The organism is Muricoccus vinaceus, assembly GCF_042433125.1.
GTDB lineage: Bacteria > Pseudomonadota > Alphaproteobacteria > Acetobacterales > Acetobacteraceae > Roseomonas > Roseomonas vinacea.
In genome coordinates, this window is record NZ_JBHLVZ010000033.1 from 100,353 (window position 1) to 124,466 (window position 24,114).

Annotated in this window: 23 protein-coding genes; 19 read left to right on the forward strand and 4 right to left on the reverse strand. The window is 71.0% G+C overall.

What is annotated here, in order from left to right:
* The first annotated feature begins 9 nt into the window (after nucleotides 1-9).
* The 10 genes from ACFFIC_RS13195 (at nucleotide 10) to ACFFIC_RS13240 (ending at nucleotide 9,812) form a co-directional block, all read left to right on the forward strand.
* On the forward strand, nucleotides 10-546 hold the full coding sequence (locus ACFFIC_RS13195; RefSeq protein WP_377051002.1) for a 3-hydroxyanthranilate 3,4-dioxygenase: 537 nt from the start codon (nucleotides 10-12) through the stop codon (nucleotides 544-546).
* Nucleotides 543-1,412, forward strand: a complete 870-nt coding sequence (locus ACFFIC_RS13200) for an alpha/beta fold hydrolase (RefSeq protein WP_377051004.1) — start codon at nucleotides 543-545, stop codon at nucleotides 1,410-1,412. Before ACFFIC_RS13195 ends, ACFFIC_RS13200 begins: the two co-directional genes overlap by 4 nt.
* A 113-nt stretch (nucleotides 1,413-1,525) precedes the next feature.
* Complete coding sequence (locus ACFFIC_RS13205; protein WP_377051006.1) at nucleotides 1,526-2,491, forward strand: Bug family tripartite tricarboxylate transporter substrate binding protein; 966 nt, start codon at nucleotides 1,526-1,528, stop codon at nucleotides 2,489-2,491.
* 89 nt (nucleotides 2,492-2,580) lie between these two features.
* Nucleotides 2,581-3,777, forward strand: coding sequence for an ABC transporter substrate-binding protein (locus ACFFIC_RS13210; protein WP_377051008.1), 1,197 nt, complete (start codon nucleotides 2,581-2,583; stop codon nucleotides 3,775-3,777).
* Between the two features lies 1 nt (nucleotide 3,778).
* Nucleotides 3,779-4,705 carry a branched-chain amino acid ABC transporter permease gene (locus ACFFIC_RS13215; protein WP_377051010.1) on the forward strand — a complete coding sequence of 309 codons (927 nt, stop codon included), beginning with the start codon at nucleotides 3,779-3,781 and terminating at the stop codon, nucleotides 4,703-4,705.
* Nucleotides 4,706-4,709: 4 nt separating this feature from the next.
* Complete coding sequence (locus tag ACFFIC_RS13220; RefSeq protein WP_377051012.1) at nucleotides 4,710-5,789, forward strand: branched-chain amino acid ABC transporter permease; 1,080 nt, start codon at nucleotides 4,710-4,712, stop codon at nucleotides 5,787-5,789.
* Nucleotides 5,782-6,543 carry an ABC transporter ATP-binding protein gene (locus ACFFIC_RS13225; protein WP_377051014.1) on the forward strand — a complete coding sequence of 254 codons (762 nt, stop codon included), beginning with the start codon at nucleotides 5,782-5,784 and terminating at the stop codon, nucleotides 6,541-6,543. The genes ACFFIC_RS13220 and ACFFIC_RS13225 overlap by 8 nt, the downstream gene beginning before the upstream one ends.
* On the forward strand, nucleotides 6,543-7,244 hold the full coding sequence (locus tag ACFFIC_RS13230) for an ABC transporter ATP-binding protein (protein ID WP_377051016.1): 702 nt from the start codon (nucleotides 6,543-6,545) through the stop codon (nucleotides 7,242-7,244). The genes ACFFIC_RS13225 and ACFFIC_RS13230 overlap by 1 nt, the downstream gene beginning before the upstream one ends.
* A gap of 13 nt (nucleotides 7,245-7,257) precedes the next feature.
* Nucleotides 7,258-8,085: an alpha/beta hydrolase gene (locus tag ACFFIC_RS13235; protein WP_377051018.1), complete on the forward strand. Its 828-nt coding sequence runs from the start codon at nucleotides 7,258-7,260 to the stop codon at nucleotides 8,083-8,085.
* A gap of 146 nt (nucleotides 8,086-8,231) precedes the next feature.
* Nucleotides 8,232-9,812 (forward strand): alkaline phosphatase D family protein, encoded by a 1,581-nt coding sequence (locus ACFFIC_RS13240; RefSeq protein WP_377051020.1) that lies wholly within the window; start codon nucleotides 8,232-8,234, stop codon nucleotides 9,810-9,812.
* 39 nt (nucleotides 9,813-9,851) lie between these two features.
* Here ACFFIC_RS13240 and ACFFIC_RS13245 read toward each other — a convergent pair whose 3' ends face one another.
* Nucleotides 9,852-10,904: a LacI family DNA-binding transcriptional regulator gene (locus ACFFIC_RS13245; RefSeq protein ID WP_377051022.1), complete on the reverse strand. Its 1,053-nt coding sequence runs from the start codon at nucleotides 10,902-10,904 to the stop codon at nucleotides 9,852-9,854.
* A 105-nt stretch (nucleotides 10,905-11,009) separates the two neighbouring features.
* On the opposite strand from ACFFIC_RS13245, the gene ACFFIC_RS13250 reads away from it, so the two are divergent.
* The 6 genes from ACFFIC_RS13250 (at nucleotide 11,010) to ACFFIC_RS13275 (ending at nucleotide 18,298) form a co-directional block, all read left to right on the forward strand.
* Nucleotides 11,010-12,026, forward strand: coding sequence for a TRAP transporter substrate-binding protein (locus tag ACFFIC_RS13250; RefSeq protein WP_377051024.1), 1,017 nt, complete (start codon nucleotides 11,010-11,012; stop codon nucleotides 12,024-12,026).
* 14 nt (nucleotides 12,027-12,040) lie between these two features.
* Complete coding sequence (locus ACFFIC_RS13255) at nucleotides 12,041-13,918, forward strand: TRAP transporter large permease (protein WP_377051026.1); 1,878 nt, start codon at nucleotides 12,041-12,043, stop codon at nucleotides 13,916-13,918.
* 34 nt (nucleotides 13,919-13,952) lie between these two features.
* A complete protein-coding gene (locus ACFFIC_RS13260) occupies nucleotides 13,953-14,492 on the forward strand; it encodes a VOC family protein (RefSeq protein WP_377051028.1) in 540 nt (179 codons plus the stop codon).
* 4 nt (nucleotides 14,493-14,496) lie between these two features.
* Nucleotides 14,497-15,765 (forward strand): ribulose-bisphosphate carboxylase large subunit family protein, encoded by a 1,269-nt coding sequence (locus ACFFIC_RS13265; protein ID WP_377051030.1) that lies wholly within the window; start codon nucleotides 14,497-14,499, stop codon nucleotides 15,763-15,765.
* On the forward strand, nucleotides 15,762-17,027 hold the full coding sequence (locus ACFFIC_RS13270) for a four-carbon acid sugar kinase family protein (protein WP_377051032.1): 1,266 nt from the start codon (nucleotides 15,762-15,764) through the stop codon (nucleotides 17,025-17,027). Before ACFFIC_RS13265 ends, ACFFIC_RS13270 begins: the two co-directional genes overlap by 4 nt.
* Before the next feature lie 86 nt (nucleotides 17,028-17,113).
* Nucleotides 17,114-18,298 (forward strand): M20/M25/M40 family metallo-hydrolase, encoded by a 1,185-nt coding sequence (locus ACFFIC_RS13275; RefSeq protein ID WP_377051034.1) that lies wholly within the window; start codon nucleotides 17,114-17,116, stop codon nucleotides 18,296-18,298.
* 41 nt (nucleotides 18,299-18,339) lie between these two features.
* On the opposite strand, the gene pckA is transcribed toward ACFFIC_RS13275, so the two are convergent.
* Nucleotides 18,340-19,944 carry a phosphoenolpyruvate carboxykinase (ATP) gene (gene pckA / locus ACFFIC_RS13280; protein ID WP_377051036.1) on the reverse strand — a complete coding sequence of 535 codons (1,605 nt, stop codon included), beginning with the start codon at nucleotides 19,942-19,944 and terminating at the stop codon, nucleotides 18,340-18,342.
* Nucleotides 19,945-20,231: 287 nt separating this feature from the next.
* Here pckA and ACFFIC_RS13285 point away from each other — a divergent pair, with 287 nt between their 5' ends.
* Nucleotides 20,232-21,209 (forward strand): Bug family tripartite tricarboxylate transporter substrate binding protein, encoded by a 978-nt coding sequence (locus ACFFIC_RS13285; RefSeq protein WP_377051038.1) that lies wholly within the window; start codon nucleotides 20,232-20,234, stop codon nucleotides 21,207-21,209.
* Between the two features lie 12 nt (nucleotides 21,210-21,221).
* Here the strand turns inward: ACFFIC_RS13285 and ACFFIC_RS13290 are convergent, their stop codons facing one another.
* Both ACFFIC_RS13290 and ACFFIC_RS13295 read right to left on the reverse strand, forming a co-directional pair.
* Entirely contained in the window at nucleotides 21,222-21,677 is a 456-nt protein-coding gene (locus ACFFIC_RS13290) for a DUF3237 domain-containing protein (protein ID WP_377051040.1), read from the reverse strand.
* Complete coding sequence (locus tag ACFFIC_RS13295; protein WP_377051042.1) at nucleotides 21,674-22,285, reverse strand: HugZ family pyridoxamine 5'-phosphate oxidase; 612 nt, start codon at nucleotides 22,283-22,285, stop codon at nucleotides 21,674-21,676. The genes ACFFIC_RS13290 and ACFFIC_RS13295 overlap by 4 nt, the downstream gene beginning before the upstream one ends.
* A gap of 71 nt (nucleotides 22,286-22,356) precedes the next feature.
* Here ACFFIC_RS13295 and ACFFIC_RS13300 point away from each other — a divergent pair, with 71 nt between their 5' ends.
* Nucleotides 22,357-23,058 carry a response regulator transcription factor gene (locus ACFFIC_RS13300; protein ID WP_140884726.1) on the forward strand — a complete coding sequence of 234 codons (702 nt, stop codon included), beginning with the start codon at nucleotides 22,357-22,359 and terminating at the stop codon, nucleotides 23,056-23,058.
* Nucleotides 23,059-23,300: 242 nt separating this feature from the next.
* Nucleotides 23,301-24,068: a c-type cytochrome gene (locus tag ACFFIC_RS13305; protein ID WP_377051044.1), complete on the forward strand. Its 768-nt coding sequence runs from the start codon at nucleotides 23,301-23,303 to the stop codon at nucleotides 24,066-24,068.
* Nucleotides 24,069-24,114 lie beyond the last annotated feature (46 nt).

The following is a 24,114-nucleotide window of genomic DNA, read 5'->3' on the forward strand; positions in this document are numbered from 1 at the left end:
AGAGCTTCGATGAGGAAGCCGTTCGACTTCAAGGCGTGGATCGCGGAGAACGAGCACCTGCTGAAGCCGCCCGTCGGCAACAAGCTGCTGTTCGAGGACGCCGAGACGGTTGTGCAGATCGTCGGCGGCCCGAACCAGCGCGTGGACTTCCACGACGACCCCGTGGAGGAGTTCTTCTACCAGCTTCGCGGCGACATGGTGCTGAAGGTGCACATGGACGGGCGCATCCAGGACATCCCGATCCGCGAGGGGCAGGTCTTCCTGCTGCCCAAGCACACGCCGCACTCGCCGCAGCGGCCGCAGCCGGGATCGGTGGGGCTGGTGGTGGAGGGGCGGCGGCCCGAGGGGTCGAAGGACGCCTTCGAGTGGTACTGTTTCACGTGCAACGGCCGCGTCCACCGGATCGAGCTGGTGGTGACGGACATCGTGAAGGACCTGCCGCCGCTCTACGCCGAGTTCTACGCGAGCGAGGAGAAGCGCACCTGCCCGCATTGCGGCACGCTGCACCCGGGCAAGACGCCGCCGGAGGGCTGGGTGAGCCTGTGACCCGCCATCCCGACGGCAGCGAGGCGCCGCCGCTCCTCGAGACGCGCTTCGCGGAGCTGGACGCGGCGGCGCTGGGGCTGGAGCACGGGCGGATGTCGTTCATGGCATCGGGCACGGCATCGGGCATGGAGACGGGAGCGGAGACGGTGCTGCTGATGCACGGCATCGGCTCCAACGCCACCGGATGGCGCTTCGTGCTGCCGGCGCTGGCGCGGCGGGCACGGGTGATCGCCTGGAACGCGCCGGGCTACTGGCTCTCGGCCGATTTCGCGGCGGAGGCGCCCCGGGCCGAGGACTACGCGCGGACGGCGGTCGCGCTGCTCGATGCGCTGGGCATCGGGCAGGCGCATGTGGTGGGCTCCTCCTTCGGGTCGATGGTGGGGGCGGTCATGGCGGCCGAGCACCCCGCGCGGGTGGGCAAGCTGGCGCTGCTGGGGGCATCGCGCGGGCAGCGCTGGAAGCCTGGGGCGGAGCGGGCGCGGATGCTGGCGATGCGGGAGGAGAGCGTGGCCGCAGGAGGCATGGCGCTGGCGCGGAAGCGCTGGGCGAACCTCGTCGCGCCCGGCACGCCGGAGGTGGTCGCGGAATGGGTGCGGCAGTCGCTGGCTGCGACGCACGCGAAGGGGCTGATGCGATCGGCGCGGGCGAGCGACGCGACGGACACGCTGGACTTCGCGCCGCGCATCGTGGCGCCGACGCTGGTGCTGGTGGGCGCCGAGGACCGGGTGAACCCGCCGGAGGTCAGCCGCGCGCTGGCCGATGCCATTCCCGGCGCCGTGCTGGAGGTGCAGCCCGGCATCGGCCACCAGGCGAAGCTGGAGGCCCCCGCCGACACCGTGGCGCGGCTGGAGCGCCATCTTTTCTGATCGCGGGGGCCAGGGGGCGAGCCCGCCCCGCGGCGCGTGCTTTCAACAGGGGACGCGCTTCCCCTTGGCATGGCCCGGAACCTGCACGGCCGTATTGCAGAGGACCCACCGCGATGTTCCGAAGACGCGTTCTGCTCGCCGCTCCCTTCCTGGTCAGCCCCGCCCTGGCGCAGCCCGCCTGGCCCGACCGGCCCGTGCGCTTCGTGGTGCCCTATCCGCCCGGAGGCGGGCTGGATGCTCTGGCGCGGGCGCTGGCGGACCGGCTGGCCGTGACCTGGAAGCAGACGGTGACGGTGGACAACCGTCCGGGCGGTGCGACCATCCCGGGCACGGACGCCGTGGCCAAGTCGGCGCCCGACGGGCAGGTGCTGCTGATGACGTCGGATTCGTCCATCACGTCGAACCCGCACATCCACGCGCGGCTGCCGCACGACCCGCTGCGCGATCTCGTGCCCGTCTCCTACCTGCTGGACGTACACCAGATGGTGCTGGTGCATCCTTCGGTGCCGGCAAGGGACATGGCGGGACTGGTGGCGGCGGCGCGCGCGCGGCCGGGGGCGCTGAACTACGGCTCCTATGGGCCGGGCAGCCAGCCGCACCTGTTGTTCGAGAGCATCAAGGCAAGGGAAGGGATCGACATCGCGCAGGTGGCCTATCGCGGGCTGACGCCGGCGGTGCTGGCGACGGTGGCGGGGGAGGTGCAGGGCACGCTGGCGGGCGTCGCCTCCTCGCGCGAGTTCCTCGCGACGGGAGCGCTCCGGGCGCTGGCGGTGGGGCGGCCCACGCGGCTGCCGCAACTTCCGGACGTGCCGACGCTGATCGAGGCGGGCTACCCCGACGCCGACCCGCGAACCTGGTTCGGGCTCTTCGCGCCGGCCGGCACGCCTGGGCCACTGCTGTCGCGCATCCAGCGGGACGTGGCGGCGGCGCTGGAGGAGCCGGTGATCCGGGACCGGCACCTGCTGCCCAACGGCTATACCGTGCACGCGGCGACGCCCGAGGCCTCGGGCGCGATGATCGCCGCGGATTTCGCGGCCAAGGCGGATCTGGTGCGGGTTTCGGGCGCGCGGGTGGAATAGGGCGTGGCCCGACATGCCGGTGGCCATGTTCCGGTGGACTGGCCGCGCGAAACTCCTTTAAGCTTCAATGAAACGAACGGAGGCTTTCCATGACGGTCCATCGCCGCGGTCTTCTTGCCTCGGGCGCCGCCCTCGGGCTGGCGCCGCTCGCCGCGTCCTCCCTGGCACGCCCGGCCCTGGCGCAGGGGGCGCCGCTGAAGATCGGCATGATCACGACGCTTTCCGGCGCGGGAAGCTATATCGGGGCGGATATCCGCGACGCCTTTCAGCTTGCGATGGACATGGAAGGCGGGAAGCTCGGCGGCGTGCCGGTGCAACTCATGGTGGAGGATGACGGACTGCGCCCCGGACAGGGCAAGCAGGTGGCCGAGCGCTTCATGAAGAACGAGCGCATCAAGCTGCTGACGGGGATCGTCTTCTCCAACGTGCTGGGCGCGGTCGCGCCGGACGTGCTGGATGCGGGGGGAATCTATGTCTCGCCCAATGCCTCGCCGTCGAACCTGGCGGGGAAGGAGTGCAGCAAGAACTTCTGGTCCATCGCCTGGCAGAACGACAGCCTGCACGAGAGCGCGGGGCAGCTGGCCACCAACCTGGGTCAGAAGCGCATGTTCATCCTGGCGCCGAATTACCAGGCGGGGCGGGACGCGCTGACGGGGTTCAAGCGGCTCTACAAGGGCACGATCGCGGGCGAGGTCTACACACGGCTCGACCAGACGGACTACGCGGCGGAGATGGCGCAGATCCGCGCGGCGGCACCGGACGGGGTCTACCAGTTCCACCCGGGCGGGCTCGGCATCGCCTTTCTGCGGCAGTACATCCAGGCCGGGCTGATGGCGAACCTGCCGATGACGCTGGCCGCCCCATCGATGGACGCGACGACGCTGGCGGCGGTGGGCGAGGCCGCGGTGGGCGTGAACCTGACCAGCCACTGGAACAGCGACTTCCCGAACGAGCCGAGCAAGCGCTTCGTGGCCGCCTTCCAGCAGAAGTTCAACCGCCTGCCGACCTTCTATGCGCAGCAGAGCTTCGATGCGGCGCTGGCGATCGGCGCGGCGCTCAAGGGCACGGGCGGCAAGGTGGACGACACCGAGGCCTTTTACCGTGCGATGAAGCCCGCGAACTTCGAGAGCACGCGGGGCAAGTTCTCCTTCGGGCCGAACAACCACCCCGTGCAGGACTGGTGGGCGCTGAAGGTGGAGAACGTTGCGGGCAAGCCGGCGCTGGTGACGAAGGACCGGGTGCTGACCGACCACGGGGACGCTTATTCCGCGCAGTGCCGGTTCTGACATGACCCCCGGCGTGGCGCTTCTGCTGGAGCAGTTGCTCAACGGCGTGCAGCTCGGCGTCACGCTGTTCCTGCTGGCGGCGGGGCTCACGCTGGTGTTCGGGATCATGGGCGTGATCAATCTCGCCCATGGCTCGCTCTACATGGTCGGCGCCTATGCGGCGGCGGTGACGGCCACCGCCACCGGCTCGCCCTGGCTGGCGCTGCTGGCGGGGCTGGCCGCCGCCGCCGCGACGGGCATGGTGGTGGAGTTCGTCGTGCTGCGGCGGTTGTATGCGCGCGACCACCTCGACCAGGTGCTGGCGACCTTCGGGCTGATCCTGTTCTTCAACGAGGGCACCGTGCTGGTCTTCGGCCGGCAGCCCCTGTTCGTGAACGTGCCGGAAGGGCTGCGCGGCGCGGTGCGGGTGCTGCCGGGGGTGGACTACCCGGTGTACCGGCTGCTGATCATCGCGGTGGGGCTGCTGGTCGCGCTGGGGCTCTACCTGCTGATCCAGCGCACGCGGATCGGGATGCTCGTGCGCGCCGGTGCCACGCACCGGGAGATGGTGCGGGCGCTCGGGGTGGATATCCGGCTTCTCTACACGCTGGTCTTCGGGCTGGGGGCGCTGCTGGCGGGGCTGGCCGGGCTGATGGCTGGCCCGATCCTTTCCGTGCAGGTGGGAATGGGGGAGCAGATCCTCATCCTGACCTTCGTCGTGGTGGTGATCGGCGGCATCGGCTCCGTGCGCGGCGCGCTGTTCGGGGCGGTGCTGGTGGGCGTGGTGGACACCCTGCTGCGCGCCTATGTGCCGGGGCTTCTGCGGCAGGTGATGGCGGGGTCTGAGGCGGACGCGCTGGGGGCGGGGCTCGCCTCGATGGGAGTCTATCTGCTGATGGCGCTGGTGCTTCTGGCCAAGCCGCGCGGGCTGTTTCCTGCTCATGCGTAGCATCATGAGGGACGAGCGGGCCTGGGCGGTGCTGCTGCTGGTGCTCGCGGCCTTCGTGCCCGTGGTGGCTCCGATGCTGGACAGCCCGGCGACGGTGACGCTCGCCACACGGATCGCGATCTATGCCATCGCGGCGTCGTCGCTGAACCTTCTGCTCGGGGGCGGCGGGCTCGTCTCTTTCGGCCACGCGGCCTATTACGGGTTGGGCGGCTATGTCGTGGGCATTCTCTACGCGCATTACGTCTCGGGGGAGGCGTTTCTCGGCATCGTGCCCGGCACGAACGACCTTCTGGTGACGCTGCCGCTGGCCATCCTGGTGGGGGGCGTCGGAGCCCTGGTGATCGGGGCACTGTCGCTGCGAACGTCGGGCGTGCAGTTCATCATGATCACGCTCGCCTTCGCGCAGATGCTGTTTTTCCTGTTCGTCTCGCTGAAGGCCTATGGCGGCGACGACGGGCTGGCGATCCGGCGGGTGGCGCCGGTGTTCGGCATGAACCTGCGGGATCCCGCGACGCTCTACTGGATCTGCCTCGGGCTGCTGGCGACGTGGCTGTTCCTGATGGACCGCGTGTCGCGCTCGCGCTTCGGGCGGGTGCTGGCGGGCATCCGGCAGGGGGAGCGGCCGATGGCCGCGATCGGGGTGCGCACCTATCCCTACAAGCTCGCGGCCTTCGTCATCGCGGGCATGGGTGCGGCCATGGCGGGGGCGCTGATGGTGAACCAGGCGCGCTTCGTTTCTCCGGACATGATGCACTGGACCAAGTCGGGCGAGCTGATGGTGATGGTGATCCTGGGCGGGCTCGGCACGCTGGTGGGGCCGGCGCTCGGCGCGGCCGCGCTGGTGACGCTGGAATACACGCTCTCGGGGCTGACGGAGCACTGGCAGTTCATCCTGGGGCCGATCCTCGTGCTGGTCGTGCTGTTCGCGCGGGGCGGGCTGATGGGAGCGGTGCGGCAGATCGCGGGGATGCGGCGCGCGCCGGAGGCGCTGCCCGCCGGGGAGCTGCCTCCCGGTCGCGTGCAGGCGGAGGATCGGGCGGCGCCGGACATGCCCCTGCGGCCGGGGGCCGCGCCGCATGGCTGAGGAACCGGTTCTCTCCGTCCAGCGGCTGGTGAAGCGCTTCGGCGGGCTGGTCGCGACGGATGACCTTTCCCTGCAGGTGATGCCGGGGGAGCTGCACGCGCTGATCGGGCCGAACGGCGCGGGCAAGACCACCGCCATCGGACAGATCATGGGGGAGATCACGCCGGATGCGGGCGTGATCCGCTTCATGGGGGAGGACATCACGGGAATGCCCACGCCCGCGCGGGTGCGGCGCGGGCTGTCGCGCACCTTCCAGATCACGCAGCTGCTGGAGGACGACACGGCGGAGGGCAACGTCGCGCTCGCCGTGCAGGCGCGGGCGGGGCACGGGTTCCGCTTCTGGCGGGATGCGGCACGCGATGCGCGGCTGCGCGATCCGGCGCGGGCGGCGCTGGCCCAGGTGGGCCTGGCGGAGGCGCGTTGGGATGTGCCCGTGGCCGATCTCTCGCACGGGGAAAGGAAGCAGCTCGAACTCGCCGTGGCGCTGGCGACCGGGCCGCGGCTGCTGCTGCTGGACGAGCCGATGGCCGGGCTGGGCGCGAGCGAGAGCCTGCGCATGACGGAGGTGCTGCGGGCGCTGAAGGAGCGCATCCCCATCCTGCTCGTGGAGCACGACATGGACGCGGTGTTCAGCCTGGCGGACCGGATCTCCGTGCTGGTCTACGGGCACTGCATCGCCTCGGGCTCGCCCCACCAGATCCGGCACGACCCGCAGGTGCGCGCCGCCTATCTCTCCGAGGAGGAGGGGGTCTGATGCTGCGGGTGGAAGGCTTGCAGGCCGGCTACGGCGCGGCGCAGGTGCTGTTCGACGTGAACCTTGCCGTGGAGCCGGGCGAGGTGGTGACGCTGCTCGGGCGCAACGGCATGGGCAAGACCACGACCGTGCGCGCCATCATGGGGCTGAACCCGCCGCGCGGCGGCTGCGTCGCGTTTCGGGGCAAGGTGGTCTCGGGGTTGCCGCCGGAGGGCGTGGCGCGGCGGGGCATCGGGCTGGTGCCGGAGGGGCGGCAGGTCTTCCCGACGCTGACGGTGCGCGAGAACCTCGTCGCGACGGCGGCCGACCGGGAGCGCGCGGCGCATCCCTGGACGCTGGAACGCGTGTTCGCGCTGTTTCCCCGGTTAAAGGAACGCGCGGGGCAGTCGGCGCGCACGCTTTCGGGCGGGGAGCAGCAGATGCTGGCGATCGGGCGGGCGCTGATGACCAACCCGCACCTGCTGATCCTGGACGAGGCGACGGAGGGGCTGGCGCCGGTGATCCGGGCGGAGATCTGGTCCACGCTGGCCGCGCTGAAGGCCGAGGGGCAGGCGATCCTGCTGATCGACAAGACGCTGGCGGCGCTGCGGCGGCTGGCGGACCGGCATACGGTGCTGGAGAAGGGCCGCACCGTCTGGAGCGGCACGGGGGCGGAGCTGGACCGCGACGCCGAGCGCGTGCGCGCCTGGATCGGCGTGTAGCAGGGGGCGGAGCATGGATCTCGACCGCGAGTACAACGCGCGCGCCACCACGCCCGAGGTGGAGGAGATCATCGCCGCCTATCGCGCGCGCACCGATGCGGCGAAGGCGGTGCTGCCGTGGTCCACGCATTCCTACGGGCCGACAGAGCCTGAGCGGCTGGATGTGTATCCCGCGGGCGCCGGTGCGCCGGTGCTGGTGTTCATCCATGGCGGGTACTGGCGGGCGCTGGATTCCGCCGATGCCGGGTCCATGGCGCCGGCCTTCGTGGCGGCGGATGTTTGCGTGGTGTCGGTGAACTACACGCTGGCGCCGGTGGCGAGCCTCGACCGGATCGTGGACGAGTGCCGGCGGGCCCTGGCCTGGGTGCACGGAAACATCGCGCGCTTCGGGGGGGATGCCTCCCGCATCCATGTGGCCGGCAGCAGCGCGGGCGGGCACCTGGCGGGAATGCTGCTGGTGGGCGGCTGGCAGGCGGCGCTGGGCCTGCCCGAGCCTGCGGTGGCGGGGGCGACGCTGTTGTCGGGCCTGTTCGACCTCCGGCCGCTGTTGGGCACGCACATCAACGGTTGGATGAGCCTGGACGAGGCCTCGGCTGTGCGGAACAGCCCGGCATTGCTGCCGCTGCCCTCGGGCCTGCCGGTGGTGCTGACCTACGGGGAGACGGAGACGAGCGAGTTCAAGCGGCAGACGGAAGACTTCGCGCGTCGGCTCGGGGATGCCGGGTGCGAGGTGGTGGTGGTGCCACCGCGGCCGCGCTCGAACCACTTCGACATCGTGTTCGACCTCGGCGAACCCGGGAATGCGCTGCACGAGGCGACGCGGCGGAGTATGGGGAGCTGAGCCTGGCCTGAGCGGGCCCCGTTCGGAATCCTGCCGGGAACGCGCGGCTGCCGCACGCGTCACCGAACTGTCACGACGGTGACCCATCGCGGGTCATGGATCGGGAGGCAGAGGGGCGCGTTTTCTCCACGCGAAGGATTTGCATCATGGCCAGGTTCCGCATGAACCGCCGCGCGGCGCTCGCCGGCGCCGGCGCGCTGCTGGCGCAGCCACGCCTCGTTTTCGGGCAGGGCGGCGCGCCCGCCGTTATCGGTAGCGACGCGGTGCGGCCGCGGGCCGAGTGGGGCGCCAGCGCCGGCGACGTTTCGGCCGACCGCGCCATCATCTGGAGCCGGGCGGACCGCACGGCGCGGATGCAGGTGGAATGGTCCACCAGCGACAGCTTCCGCGACGCGCGGCGGGTCATGGGCCCGCACGTGACGGAGGCCACGGATTTCACGGGCAAGATCGACCTGTCGGGCCTGCCGCCCGACCAGGAGGTGTTCTATCGCGTCACCTTCCAGGATCCCACGACGCCCGGCCTTGCGGCCGAGCCCGTGACCGGCCGCTTCCGCACCGTGCCGGTATCGCGCCGCGACGTGAAGTTCCTGTGGTCCGGCGACACCGTCGGCCAGGGCTGGGGCATCGACGAGAGCCGCGGCGGCATGATGACCTATGACGCCATGCGGCGCACCGGCGCGGACTTCTTCATCCATTGCGGCGACACGATCTACGCCGACAGCGTGGTGGCCGGGGAGATCCGCTATCCCGACGGCAGCCTGTCGAAGCAGCTGGTGACGCCGGAGAAGGCCAAGGTGGCGGAAACGCTGGCGGAGTTCCGCGGCGCCCACCGCTACAACCTGATGGACCGCAACGTCCGCGCCTTCCATGCCGAGGTCGCGCAGATGTGGATGTGGGACGACCACGAGGTCGTCAACAACTGGTCGAGCAGCAAGGACCTTTCGGCCAACGCGGCCTATCACGAGAAGCGCATCGGGGCGCTGCGCGCCAACGCCACCCGCGCCTTCCTGGACTACGCGCCGCTCAGGCCAGATCCGGACGAGGCCGAGCGCGTTTACCGCCGCGTTTCCTACGGCCCCCACCTCGATCTCTTCATGCTGGACATGCGCTCCTACCGCGGGCCGAACACGCACAACCGGCAGGAGGCCGCGGGCGCCGAAACCGCCTTCCTGGGGGAGGCGCAGCTGCGCTGGCTGAAGGAAGGGCTGCGCGCCTCGCGCGCGACCTGGAAGGTCATCGCGGCCGACATGCCGATCGGGCTGCAGGTGCCGGACGGAAAGGACGGCGAGGGACGGCCGCTGTTCGAGGCCATCGCCAACGGCAACGGCCCGGTGCTGGGGCGCGAGCTGGAGATCGCGGACCTGCTCTCGGCCATTCGCGCGAACAACATCCGGAACGTGGTGTGGCTGACGGCGGACGTGCACTACACCGCCGCGCACCACTACCACCCCGACCGCGCGCAGTTCCGCGACTTCGCGCCCTTCTGGGAGTTCGTCAGCGGCCCTCTCTGGGCGGGCGGCTTCGGCCCCAACGCGCTGGACGACACCTTCGGCCCGGAGGTTGTCTGGCAGAAGGCGCCCGGCATGGACAACGCCGCCCCCGCCGACAACACGCAGTTCTTCGGGGAGGTGCGGATCGCCGGCGAGGACGGCGCGATGACGGTGCTGCTGCGGAACATGGCGGGCACCTCGCTCTGGGAGCGGCGGCTCACGCCGGACCGGGCCTGAGTTGCGGCCGGGCGCGCCCCGGGGAAGGGGCGCGCCCGGTCAGGGCAGGTTCTCGCGCAGGATGATCTCGCCCACGGGGCGGCCCATGCCGCACTCCGCTTCCCGGCCGGCGCGGATGTTGTCGAAGACCGTGGCGCAATCCATCAGCATGGCGCGCGGGTTCTGCGTGATCACCGCGTCCATGGTGCCGTCGATCAGCAGCGCGCGGGTGTCGGGCGTCAGGCCGTGGCCGATGAACACCGTCTCACGCTCGCGCCGGGCCTCGCGCAGGGCGCGGGCGATGCCGGCCGCGCCGCCGCCGATGTTGTAGATGCCGGCGAGGTCGGGGTGGCGGTTGAGCAGGGTCTTCGCCTGCCGGTGGTTCTTGCTCTCGTCGTCATGGCCCTCGCGCAGCCCGACCACCTCGATGGCCGGGAACAGCTCGGTGAAGAGGTGCAGGAATCCCATCTCCCGCTCCTCGTGCGCGCGGTAGCTGAGGCTGCCCGCGATCATCGCCACCTTGGCCGGGCGCGGGCCGATGAAGCGCGCCATGAGGTAGCCGGCGGTGCGGCCGGTTGAGCGGTTGTCGAGGCCCACATAGGCGGCGCGGCGCGCGTTTGCGATGTCCGAGATCAGCGTCACCGTGGGCGTGCCCGCCTCGGCGAGCGCGTTCACGGCCTCCCGCACGGCCGGGTGCTCCAGCGCCATGAAGGCGATGCCGTCGGCCTCGCGCGCGGCCTCCCGCAGGGCCTTTGCCAGAAGCTCGGGGTTGAAGCTGCGGATGAACTCGGCGCGGGCGGTCATGCCGAAGGACTCGAAGCGGGCGCGGGTCTCACCCACCAGTTGCCCGAGCATGGACAGGAAGCGGTTCGATCCCTCCGGCAGCAGGAAGACCAGTCGCATGGGTCGGCGGGCGCTGGCGGCATAGGGAAGCGTGTCCAGGATGTAGCCGAGCGCGGCGGCGGCGCGGACCACGCGCTCCACGGTGACCGGGCGGACGCCGGCGCGGCCGTGGAGCACGCGGTCCACCGTCGCGGTGGAGACGCCGGCCATGCGCGCCACGTCGGGTACGCGGGCACGGGGCGGCAGGTCCGGTGGAGGGCTAGAATCCATCAAAATCCATCAGGAAACGTGTTTGACCGGTCGTGGAGGGTAGGCATACCTTGGGTCCAGCTCGCAATGCATCAATTTGCATCAAGAAAAATGAGGGAGGACACCATGCCGAACACCACGCGCCGCGTCGCGCTCCGCCTGGCCGCCGGCCTGCCCGTGGCGGCCCTCATCGCCTCTCCCCGGATCGCCCGCGCGGCGGAGTTCGAGTGGAAGTACGGCCACAACCTGCCCGTCACCCACCCGCTGCACATCCGCGCGCAGGAGGCGATGGAGCGCATCCTGCGCGAGACGAACGGGCGCGTGGACATCAAGATCTTTCCGAACAACCAGCTCGGCGGCGACACCGACATGCTGTCCCAGGTGCGCAGCGGGGGCATCAACTTCTTCACGCCGTCCGCGCTGGTGATCGCGACGCTGGTGCCGGTGGCCGCCATCAACGCGCTGGGCTTCGCCTTCTCCGACTACGACCAGGTCTGGAAGGCGATGGACGGCGGGGTGGGCGGCGCGGTGCGCCAGGCCATTTCCCGCGTGAACCTCTTCGCCTTCGAGAAGATGTGGGACAACGGCTTCCGCCAGATGACCACCAGCGGGCGCGCCATCCAGGGCGCGGCGCAGATGGAGGGGCTGAAGATCCGGGTGCCCGTCAGCCCGCTCTCGATCTCGATGTTCCGCGGCCTCGGCGCCTCGCCGGCCAGCCTGCAGTTCAGCGAGGTCTATTCGGCGCTCCAGACCAAGATCGTGGACGCGCAGGAGAACCCGCTGCCGATCATCCAGGTGGCCAAGCTGTATGAGGTGCAGCGGAGCTGCGCGCTGAGCAACCACATCTGGGACGGCTACTGGTTCATCGCCAACGGGCGCGCCTGGCGCGGGCTGCCAGCGGACCTGCAGCGCATCGTGTCCAACGCCATCAACGAGGCCGGGCTGCAGCAGCGGGCGGACATCGCCGGGCTGAACGCGACGGTGCGGGCCGACCTCGCATCCAAGGGCCTGTCCTTCAACGCGACCGACCCCGAGAGCTTCCGCGCGAAGCTGCGCGATTCCGGCTTCTACGGGGAATGGAAGACCCGCTTCGGCGACGAGGCCTGGGGGCTGCTCGAGGGCGCCGTCGGCAAGCTGGCCTGAGCGGACGCAACCAGATGGCCGGACACGCCCCCGCGCTCGAGACGGCCGCCCTGCCCGCGGGCGCGGCGGCGCGGCTGGCCTTCGGCTTCGACCGCATCCTCGGCGGCGTGCTGGAAGCCGCCGCGGCCGCCCTGGTGCTGGCCGAGATCGCCATCCTCGGCACCGGCATCGTCGCGCGCTACGTGTTCCATGCGCCGATCGTCTGGTCGGACGAGCTGGCCTCGATCCTGTTCCTCTGGCTGTCCATGCTCGGCGCCGTCGTCGCGCTGCGGCGGGGCGAGCACATGCGGATGACGGGACTGGTCACCCGCGTCGGGCCGCGGGCGCGCGCGCTGCTGGAGGCGCTGGCGCTGACGGCCTCGCTCGCCTTCGTGCTGCTCGTGCTGCACCACGCGCTGGAATACGCGGAGGAAGAGGCCTTCATCGTCACGCCCGCGCTGGAGATCGCGAATTCCTGGCGCGCCGCGGCCCTGCCGGTGGGGCTGGCGCTGATGATCCCCGTGGGGCTCGTGCGGCTGATGCGGCTGGGCCAGCCCATGGCGGTGGCCTGGGCCGCGATGCTGACGGCGGCGGCGGTGGCGGCCTTCTGGGTGCTTGGCCCCACGCTGAAGCCGCTGGGGCAGGTGAACCTGGTGATCTTCTTCGTCGGCATCGTGGCGGTGAACGTGTTCGCGGGCGTTCCCATCGCCTTCTCCTTCGCGCTGGCCACCTTCGGCTATCTCGCCTGCACCACCTCCACGCCGCTGCTCGTGGTGGTCGGGCGGCTGGACGAGGGGATGTCGCACCTCATCCTGCTGGCCGTGCCGCTCTTCGTGTTCCTCGGCGCGCTGATCGAGATGACGGGCATGGCCCGGGCGATGATCGGCTTCCTGGCCAGCATGCTCGGCCATGTGCGCGGCGGGCTGTCCTATGTGCTGATCGGCGGGATGTACCTCGTTTCCGGCATCTCGGGCTCCAAGATCGCGGACATGGCGGCCATCGCGCCCGTGCTGTTCCCGGAGATGAAGAAGCGCGGCGCGGAGCCCGGCGACCTCGTGGCGCTGCTTTCCGCCACCGGCGCGCAGACCGAGACGATCCCGCCGAGCATCGTGCTCATCACCATCGGTTCCGTCACGGGCATTTCCATCGCCGCGCTGTTCACGGGGGGGATGCTGCCGGCGGTGGTGCTGGGCCTCTGCCTCTGCGCCGTGGTCTGGTGGCGCTACCGCGGCGAGGACCTGAGCGGGGTGGAGCGCTATTCCTGGCAGCAGATCCTGCGCCTCGGGCTGATCGCGCTGCCGGCCATTGCGCTTCCCTTCATCATCCGCGCCGCGGTGGTGGAGGGGGTGGCGACGGCCACCGAGGTGTCCACCATCGGCATCGGCTATTCCGTGCTGATGGGGCTGCTGGTGTACCGCCAGTTCGACTGGCGCCGCATCGGCCCCATGCTGGCGGACACGGCCTCCCTCACCGGCGCCATCATCTTCATCATCGGCTGCGCCACCGCCATGGCCTGGGGGCTGACGCAGTCGGGCTTCAGCCAGAGCCTGGCACGCGCCATGGGCGCGATCCCCGGCGGCGCCTGGGGGTTCCTGGCCGTGTCGATCGTGGCCTTCATCATCCTCGGCAGCGTGCTGGAGGGCATTCCTGCCATCGTGCTCTTCGGGCCGCTGGTGTTCCCGCTGGCCAAGGCGGCGGGCGTGCACGAGGTGCACTACGCGATGGTGGTGATCTTCGCGATGGGCATCGGGCTTTTCGCACCCCCCTTCGGCGTCGGCTATTACGGCGCCTGCGCGACCAGCAAGGTGAACCCCGACGAAGGGCTCCGCCACATCTGGGGCTACATGGCCGCGCTGCTCGTGGGCCTCGTGATCGTCGCCGCCATTCCCTGGTTCTCCATCGGCTTCCTTTGAAGCGCGATTCCTCCTTCAAGCGAGACACACAGCGATGAGCCGCTTTCTCGGCCAGATCCGCCAGCTCGGCTACGTGGTGCCGGACATCGAGGCCGCCATGGACTACTGGAGCCGCGTGCTGGGCGTCGGCCCCTTCTTCTACAACCCGCGCGTGCCCATCGTGAACTACCGCTACAAGGGCGAGAGCTTCGAGCCGCACAACTCCGTGGCGCTGGCCAATTCGGGGCCGGTGCAGGTGGAGCTGATCCAGTGCCGCAACGCCGTGCCGTCCATGTACAAGGACTTCACCGATGCCGGGCACAGCGGGCTGCAGCACGTCGCCTACTGGACCGACAACTACGACGCCGACCTCGCGCGCCTGACCGCGCAGGGCTTCAAGGCGGTGATGAGCGGGGAGGTCGGCGAGCGCGGGCGCTTCGTCTACTTCGACACGCATTACCACCCGGGCACGGTGATCGAGCTGTCCGAGGTCGCGGGGCCCAAGGGGGAGATGTTCCGCCTGATCCGCGAGGCCTCCGAGACATGGGACGGCAGCGAACCCGTGCGCCCCTTCCCCGACCTGTCGAAGCTCTGAGCCGATGCGGGACGACCGCTTCCGCGCGACCTACCTGATCGAGACGCCGCTCGATCCCTCGAAAGTGGCGGAGGTGATGGCGGGCGAGCAGTCCTGCGGCACCTTCACGCGCGTGGAGGGCGAGACGGACGCCCTGCGCGAGCGCGCCCGCGCCACGGCGGTGCAGGTGGATCTGCTGGAGGAGGTGGGTTCGCCTTCCCTGTCCAACGCCTGGCTCGCGCGGCGCGGGGTCGCGGGGCCGTGGCGGCGGGCGCGGATCACCATCGAATTTCCGGTGGCGAATGTGGGCGCGAACCTCGCGACCCTCGCCTCCATCGTCGCCGGCAACCTGTTCGACCTCGGCGAGGTCACGGGGCTGCGGCTGGAATCCATCGATCTGCCGCCCGCCTATCGGCGCCGCTTTCCCCTGCCCGCGCAAGGCCTGGCGGGCACGCGGCGGCTGACGGGCGTGGAGAAGGGCGTGCTCGTTGGCTCCATCGTCAAGCCGAATGTGGGGCTGAGCGCGGAGGAGACCGCCGACCTTGTCGCGCGGCTCTGCGAGGCCGGGCTCGACTTCATCAAGGACGACGAGATCAGCGCGGACCCCGACCACGCGCCGCTGGCGCAGCGCATTCCCGCCGTGATGGCGGCGGTGCGCCGGCACCAGGACCGCACGGGCAAGCGCGTGATGGTGGCCTTCAACATCACGGACGAGACGGACGCCATGCGCCGCCACGCCGACCTCGTGCAGCGCGAGGGCGGGAGCTGCGTGATGGCGAGCCTGAACTGGTGCGGCTTCTCCGCGATCGAGACGCTGCGGCGGAGCACGGACCTCGCGCTGCACGGGCACCGCAACGGCTTTGGTGCCTTTTCCCGCCACGCGCTGCTCGGCATCGGCTTCGGGGCCTATCAGGTGCTGTGGCGGCTGGCGGGGGTGGACCACATGCATGTGCACGGGCTGCAAGGGAAGTTCGCGCAGGCGGACGAGGAGGTGATCGAATCCGCGCGCGATTGCGTCACGCCGCTGGCGGGCGAGGTGGACGACCGGGTGATGCCGGCCTTCTCGTCCGGGCAATGGGCGGGCACGGCGCCGGCCACCTTCGCGGCGATCGGGCACACGGACCTGCTGTTCATGGCGGGCGGCGGCGTGATGGCGCATCCGGGCGGGCCCGCCGCCGGCGTCGCCAGCATCCGCGAGGCCTGGCAGGCCACGGTGCGCGGCGAGGCGCTGGAGGATGCGGCCGGGGGAAGCCCCGCCCTGCGCCAGGCGCTGGAGGCCTTCGGCGGCCGATGACGGCCCCGGAATACGGCTGGTACGGCGACGACTTCACCGGTGCCACCGACACGCTGGCGGAGCTGGCGCGGCGGGGGATGCGGGCGCTGCTGTTCCTGTCCGTGCCGGATGCGGGGCGGCTGGAGAAGGCGGGGCCGCTGGACGCGCTGGGCATCGCCGGGGCGTCGCGTTCCATGGCGCCCGGTGCGATGGCGCGCGAGCTGGAGGCGGTGGGGGCGTTCTTCCAGGGGATCGGCGTGCGGGCGATGCACTACAAGTGCTGCTCCACCTTCGACAGCGCGCCGGAGGTGGGCAGCATCGGCGTGGCGGTCGCGACGCTGCGGCGCTTCTTTCCCAATCCCTTCCGGCCGATCGTGGGGGGGCAGCCCAACCTCGGGCGCTTTCTCCTGTTCGCCAATCTCTTCGCGGCCGCGGGCACCGGGGGCGCGGTGCACCGGCTGGACCGCCACCCCACCATGCGCGCCCATCCCGTGACGCCGATGGCCGAGGCCGACCTGCGGCTGCACGTCGCGGCGCAGGGACTGGATGCCGCCGCGCTCGCCTATCCCGCCTATGAGCTTGGGGATGCGGCGCTGGAAGCGGTGCTGGACGAGATCCTCGCGGCCGGGCCGGAGGCCGTGCTGCTGGATGTCAGCCGGGCGGCGGACCTGGCCGTGATCGGGCGGCTGCTTCATGCGCGTGCCCGGCGAGCGCCGCTTCTCGCCGTGGGGCCGAGCGGCGTCGCGCAGGCCTGGTGCGCCGGGCGCGCGGCCGAGGCGGGCGGCACGGGGCTGGGGCCGAAATCCGGGCCGGTGCTGGTGCTGGCGGGCAGTCTTTCGCCCATCACGCGGCGGCAGGTGGAGGAGGCGCGGGGCTACCGCCGGTTGTTCGTCGATCCCGCGCGGCTCGCCGATGGCGGCGCCGAGTCGGTGGCCGCCGAGGCCTGCGGGCTTCTTGGGGCGGGGGAGGACGTGCTGATCGTGACGGAGAGGCCGGAGGGGAACGGCCTTCGCGCCGGGGACGTGGCGGCGGCGACGGCTGGGCTGCTCGCGCGCGTGGTGGCGCAGCGCCCGGTGCGGCGCCTGGGGATCGCGGGCGGCGACACCTCCAGCCTGGGCGCGCGGGCGCTGGACCTTTGGGGGCTGTCCCATGGCGGGGCGATCGCGCCGGGCGTGGCGCTCTGCCGCGGCCACAGCGACGATCCCGCGCTGGACGGGATCGAGATCATGCTCAAGGGCGGGCAGATGGGCCCGCCCGACCTGCTGGAGCGCTTCCGCGCCTGAGCGCGCGCGTCGCGTCTGGACATACCGGGGCTGCCGTCGCATGGGCGGGGCATCAAACCAGGGGATGTTCGATGGTGGAGCGGGTGATGGAAAGCGCGGTGTACCAGGAGGCGCTGCGGCATCTCTCGGCCGGGCACGGGCGCTTCGTGGAGGAGATCATCCGGCTGACGGAGATCCCGGCGCCCTTCTTCGGGGAGGAGGAGCGCGGGCGCGCCTATCTGGAGATGCTGCGCGAGGCCGGTCTCGAGGACTGCGAGATGGACGCCGAGGGCAACGTGATGGGGCTGCGGCGGGGGCTCGGGAACGGGTCGCTCATCGTGGTGGCCGCGCATCTGGACACGGTGTTTCCGGCGGGGACCGACCTGACGGTGCGGCGCGAGGGCACGCGGCTCTACGCGCCTGGCGTGGGGGACGACACGCGGAGCCTGGCGATGAACCTGGCCTTCCTGCGGGCGATGGACGCGGCGGGGGTGCGGACACGCCACGACATCCTCTTCGTCGGCAATGTCGGCGAGGAAGGCCTGGGCGACCTGCGCGGCGTGCGCTTTCTCTTCACCAAGGGGCGCTATGCCGGGCGGATCGCGGCCTTCATCTCCGTCGAGGGGCCGATGGGGATGGGGACGATCGTTTCCGGCGCCACGGGGTCGCTGCGCTACCGCGTGACCTTCCGGGGACCGGGCGGGCACAGCTTCATGGATTTCGGCATCGTCAGCCCCTCCTTCGCCCTTGCCGAGACCATGGCGGGGCTGTCGCGGATCGAGGTGCCGGCGGAGCCGCGGACCACCTTCAGCGCCAGCGTGATCGGGGGCGGGACCTCGGTGAACTCCATCCCGAACGAGGTCTGGGTGGAGGTGGACCTGCGCTCGGACTCGGCCGAGGAGCTGTCGCGCATCGACCGGGACTTCCGGGCGGTGGTGCAGCGGGCGCTGGAGGCGGAGAACGCCGCGCGCAGCACCGCCAAGGGTGCCGTGACCGTGGAGCTGCAGAAGATCGGCGACCGGCCGGCGGGCGCCATCGACCGGAACAGCGAACTGGTGGCGCATGCGACGGCGGTGGCGAAGGCGCTGGGCTTCTCGCCCAAGGTCGTCGCGAGCTCGACGGATGCGAGCATCCCGATCTCGCTCGGCATCCCCGGGATCGCGGTCAGCGCGGGGGCCGGGGCCGGGGCGCATACGCTGGAGGAATGGGTGGACGTGGAGCCGGCCCAGACGCTGCACGACATGCAGCTCGCCCTCGCGACGCTGCTCCAGACCGCCGGGATGGAGGTCTAGGCGGTAGGGCCGGGGGAGGCGGTGCCTCCCCCGGGTCTGGTTCAGGCCGCGGCCTTGATGGCGGCCTTCTTCACGTCCTCGCTGACGGCGCCCGCGAAGGTCTCGAAGTTCGCCTCGAAGCGGGACTGCAGGTCGCGCGCGGTCTTGTCGTAGGCGGCCTTGTCGGCCCAGCTCTCGCGCGGGTTCAGCACCTCGGCGGGGATGCCCGGCAGGGCCTTGGGAATGGACAGGCCGAAGAAGGGCTCCTGCACGAACTCCACCTTGGCGAGGCTGCCGTCCAGCGCCGCGCGGAGAAGGGCGCGGGTGTGCTGGATGCTCATGCGCTTGCCCGTGCCATAGGCGCCGCCGGTCCAGCCGGTGTTGACCAGCCAGACCTGGGCGCCGTCGCGCTCGATCAGCTCGGCCAGCATCTTGCCGTAGGTCTCGGGGTGGCGCGGCAGGAAGGGGGCGCCGAAGCAGGTGGAGAAGGTGGCCTGCGGCTCCTTGCCCAGGCCCTTCTCCGTGCCGGCGACCTTGGCGGTGTAGCCGGACATGAAGTGGTACATCGCCTGCGCCGGGGTCAGCTTGGAGATGGGCGGCAGCACGCCGAAGGCGTCGGCCGTCAGCATCACCACGTTCTTCGGCAGCCCGGCCATGCCGCCCTGAACCGTGTTCGGGATGAACTCGATCGGGTAGCAGGAGCGGGTGTTCTCGGTCAGCGAGCCGTCCTCGAGGTCGAGGTTGCCGCGCTCGTCGCCCACCACGTTCTCCAGCACCGCGCCGAAGCGGTGGGAGGCGTCCCAGATCTGCGGCTCGGCCTCCTTGGAGAGCTTGATGACCTTGGCGTAGCAGCCGCCCTCGAAGTTGAAGACGCCGGTCTTGGTCCAGCCGTGCTCGTCGTCGCCGATCAGCGCGCGCTCGGGGTCCGAAGACAGCGTGGTCTTGCCGGTGCCGGACAGGCCGAAGAACAGCGCCGTGTCCCCCTGCTTGCCGACATTGGCCGAGCAGTGCATCGGCAGCACGCCCTTGGCAGGCAGGATCCAGTTCATCACCGTGAAGATGCTCTTCTTGATCTCACCGGCGTAAGAGGTGCCGGCGATCGCGATGATCTTCTTGGCGAAGGAAAGGGCGATCAGCGTGGTGGAGTTGGGGCGGCCGCCGTACTCCGCCTTCGCCTCCATCTCGGGCGCGTGGAGGATGACGTAGTCGGGCTCGAAGGAGGCCAGCTCCTCGACCGGCGGGCGGATGAACATGTTGCGCGCGAACATGGCGTGCCAGGCGTTCGGCGTGACCAGGCGCACCTTGATGCGGTGCTCGGGGTCGGCGCCGGCATAGAGGTCCTGGGTGAACAGCTCGGGCTGCCCGGCGAGGTAGCCGCGGACGTCGGTGGTGAAGGTCTCGAACTTCGCGGGGTCGAGCTTCTGGTTGACCTTGCCCCACCAGATCTCCTTGGTGGTCTCGGGGTCGTCGGCGACGAACTTGTCCTGGACGGAGCGGCCGGTGTGCTGGCCGGTGACGGCCATGAAGGCCCCGTCCGCCGAGAGGCGGCCCTCGTTGCGGCGTAGCGCGTGCGTGGTCAGGCCCGTGGCCGTCAGGTTGGCGTGAAGGGTAGCGGGCGCGGCCACGCCGGTGCCGGACAGGGCTGCGGCGTTGCGGGAATCGGTCATTGTGGGCGTTTGCCTCCGGCTGGCAGGGTCCGCTGCGCGTCACGGACGAAATCACGAGGGGCCGGGATGTCTCCGGGGCCGAAGGCCAAATTACGGCCAAACCGGTGCTTTACGCAAAATAACCTACCAGTTACTTTTGCCCCTAAGCGCATGTTAATTTGGTGCGGTGCGGCAGGTGCGTCGCCGGGCCGTTTCGGTGCCGAATCGCGGTGCGGGTGGTACGGGACACGCGCCAGGGGCGATGCTTTATGGTAATGAAAGCTCAATAAAAGCCGCAAGGATCGTCCATGCCCCGCATCACCCGCCGCGCCGCCCTGGCCGGCTGCCTCGCCGCCGCCAGCCTGCTGCCCGCGGGCGCAAGGGCAGCCCTGCCCGACCGTCCTCTCCGTCTTGTGCTCGGCTTTCCGCCGGGCAGTGGGCCCGACGTGGTGGCGCGGCTGCTGGCGGACGGCCTGCGGGAGGCGCTGCCGGCCGGGGTGGTGGTGGACAACAAGCCCGGCGCGGCCGGCGCCATCGCGGCGCAGGAGGTGGCGCGAAGCGCGCCGGACGGCACGACGCTGCTGCTGGGGGAGGTCGGGCAGCTGGCGATGGCGCCCAGCACCTATGCGCGGCTGAGCTACGACCCCGCGCGGGACTTCGCGCCGGTGGCGGAGGTGGCGGCGATCGACTTCGCCTTCGTGGTGCCGGCGGCCCTGCCGGTTTCGGCCTTCGCGGACTACCTGGCCTGGGCGAAGGCGCAGCCTGGGGTGTTCATGGGCACCTTCGGGGCGGGCACGCCCGGGCATTTCGGGGCGGCGATCCTGATGGCGGGCGCCGGGCTGAAGGGGGAGGCGGTGCATTTCCGCTCCACCGGCGATGCCATGACGGCGGTGCTGAACGGTGCCGTGCAGGGGATGTTCGGCACGGTGGCGCTGGTGGCGCCGCAGGTGCGGGACGGCCGGTTGCGCGCGCTGGCGGTGACGGGGCCGGCGCGGTCCGCGCTGATGCCGGATGTGCCGAGCGTGACCGAGCTGGGCCAGCCCGACCTTGCCTTCGACGCCTGGTTCGGGCTGGTGGCACCGGCCGCGACCCCGGCGCCGCTCCGGGGGGAGCTGGAGGCGGTGGTGCTGCGGGCGCTGGGCAACCCGGCGCTGCGGGCACGGATGCAGGAGGCGGGGTTCCGCGTGGCGGCGAAGGGGCAGGCGGAGTTCGGGGCACTGATGCGGGAGGAAACGGCGCGCTGGGCCGGGGTGGTGAAGGCGACGGGGTTCCGCGCGATCGAGTAGCGGCTTTCGTGCTCAGGCCACGAAGATGCGCACCCGCACCGTGTCCGGCCGCCGTTCCCCGAAGCCCAGAAAAAGGCGGCTGTGCAGCCAGGCGTGTTCGGGGGAGGGTGTTTCGAAAACGGGGGTGGTGCGGAAATAGACGCGCTCGGGCGGGACGAATTCGCCGCGCAGCAGCCGGGCCATGTCCTCGGGGGCGGCGTGGCGGAGGCCGCGGTTGGTGACCTGCACCAGGGCGCCGTTGAGCAGCCGGACGGTGTAGCGGGCCACGATTTCCGTTACGCCATCGGCGCGGATGAGCTGGGTGTCGGTGCCGCCGGGCAGAAGCTCGCCCTCCAGGTGGGGGCCGGCGATGCGGCCACCCAGGATGGGCACCACCCGCCGTTCCCCGCCGGGCACGGGGCCGATGACGATGGGCGTGGCAACCTCGCAATCCAGTTGCGCGACGAAGTCTTCCTCGCGGCCGGTCACGGCACGCCCTCGGGGGCGGGGTCAGGGCCAGGGCCGAGGTCGGGCTTCGGGCCGGGTTTCGGCGTGGGCGCCACGCCCTCGCCCGGTGCGGGGCGAAGCTCGGCCTGGCGCAGGCGGTGGGCCCTGGCGAAGCCCAGCACCATCTGCCCGCCCATGGGTTTGATCCGCCAGAGGCCGAAATCGGCGAAATCCGCGTAAAGCTCGGCATAGGGGTGGCGGGCGAGCCAGACGGCCTTCAGGCCGGCGTCCTCAATCGGCTCGGCCAGGCCGGTGACGGTGACGCGCGGCGTGGTCTGGGGGTTCGGCCCGTCCGGCTCGCCCAGGAAGAGCAGGGCGCAGCGCGGGTCGCGCGCGAGCTGCCGGGTGTGCTCCGACAGGGTGGAGAGCCAGAGCAGCACGGCGCCGTCCTCCGCGATGGCGGGGGTGACGAGGGAGGCGAAGGGCTGGCCGCCCTCCCCAGCCGTGGCGAGGGTGGCCGCGGAGGCGGCGCGCATCAAGGCGCGGGCCAGGATGCCGTTGTCGGGTGTGCCGTTGTCATGGGTCCTGTCGGCCGGGGCGGGGCCCTGGACTTCCTGGGCCCCCCCGTCTCCCGGTGCGCGCTCGGTCATGGCATCCTCCCGCCATATTCGGGGCCCATACAGGCCCGTCCGCCTCGTCTTTGGCCCGTGAAGGACGTCCGATGCCCCATACCATCGCCCTGGTGGATGACGACCGCAACATCCTCACCTCCGTTTCCATGACGCTGGAGCAGGAGGGATTCACGGTGCGCACCTACACCGATGGGGAAAGCGCGCTGCAGGGGCTGCTGGCGCGGCCGGTGGACCTGGCGGTGCTGGACATCAAGATGCCGCGCATGGACGGCATGGAGCTGCTCCAGCGCCTGCGCCAGCGCAGCGGGATGCCCGTGATCTTCCTCACCTCCAAGGACGACGAGCTGGACGAGCTGATGGGGCTCCGGCTGGGGGCGGACGACTACATCACCAAGCCCTTCTCCCAGCGGCTGCTGCTGGAGCGGATCCGGACGCTGCTGCGCCGCAACGAGGCCAGCCGGGCGGAGGGCTCGGGCACGCCCCAGGGCGGCGTGATCGCCCGCGGAGACCTCGTGCTGGACGAGACCAAGCACACCTGCACCTGGAAGGGCGAGCAGGTGCAGCTGACGGTGACGGAGTTCCTGCTGGTCAAGGCCCTGGCGACGCGGCCGGGCATGGTGAAGAACCGCGACCAGCTCATCGACGCCGCCTATGGCGAGAACATCTACGTGGACGACCGCACGATCGACAGCCACGTCAAGCGCGTGCGGAAGAAGTTCCGGGCGGTGGACGACAGCTTCGGGCAGATCGAGACGCTCTACGGGATCGGGTACCGCTACAAGGAGGCCTGAGGGGAACCCATTCCCCCCGGCCCGCGCCGGCCGGTCCTTTCCACCTCGTTGCGGAATGCTTGCCGCGCGCGCCGCCATCGTTGCAGAATGCGGTGGATGAGGACGTGAAGGCGGTCTCGCCGCCGAGCGGGGAAAGCATGCACCGTTTCACGGGCCTGGCCTGGCTCGCGCTCGCTTTCATGGCCACGGCTGGCCTGACTCTTTCGGGGCCCGCTTCGGCGCAGCCGGCGCAGGATCCAGCCATGCGCGGCCGCTACCTCGTCGAATCCATCGCGGGATGCGGCAACTGCCACACACCGCAGGGGCCGGACGGCAACCTGCCGGGCCTGACACTCGCCGGCGGGATGGTGTTCGACGAGAAGCCGTTCCGCGCCGTCTCCTCCAACATCACGCCCGACCCCGAGACGGGCATCGGCCGCTGGACCGATGCGCAGATCATCCTGGCGATCCGCGAGGGCAAGCGGCCGGACGGCACGATCATCGGCCCGCCCATGCCGATCGAGCTCTACCGCGGCCTGTCGGACCGCGACGTGGCGGCCATGGTGGCCTATCTGCGCACGGTGCCGCCGGTGCGGAACGCTGTCGCGCCGAGCGAGTACCGGATCCCCCTGCCGCCCGCCTATGGGCCGGCGGTGGCGAGCGTGCCGGACCCGCCCGCGGACGACCCGGTGGTGCGCGGGCGCTACCTCGCCGGCCCGGTCGGCCATTGCGTCGAGTGCCACACGCCGATGGGCGAGGGCGGCCGACGCGACTGGTCCCGGATCGGCGCGGGTGGGCAGACCTTCGAGGGACCCTGGGGCGTATCGGTCGCGCGCAACCTGACCTCCCATCCGGAGGCGGGCCTGGGCGGCTGGAGCGACGCGCAGATCCACCGGGCCCTGCGGCAGGGTGTTTCGGCCGATGGGCGACGCCTTTTTCCGCCCATGGGGTTCCAGTACTACGCAAAGATGAACGACGACGACATGCGCGACCTCGTCGCCTACCTGCGTTCGCTGCCATCTCTCCCCTGACGCGTCCGGATGGCCACGGAGCCCCGCTGCAGCCGCTGGGCGCGTG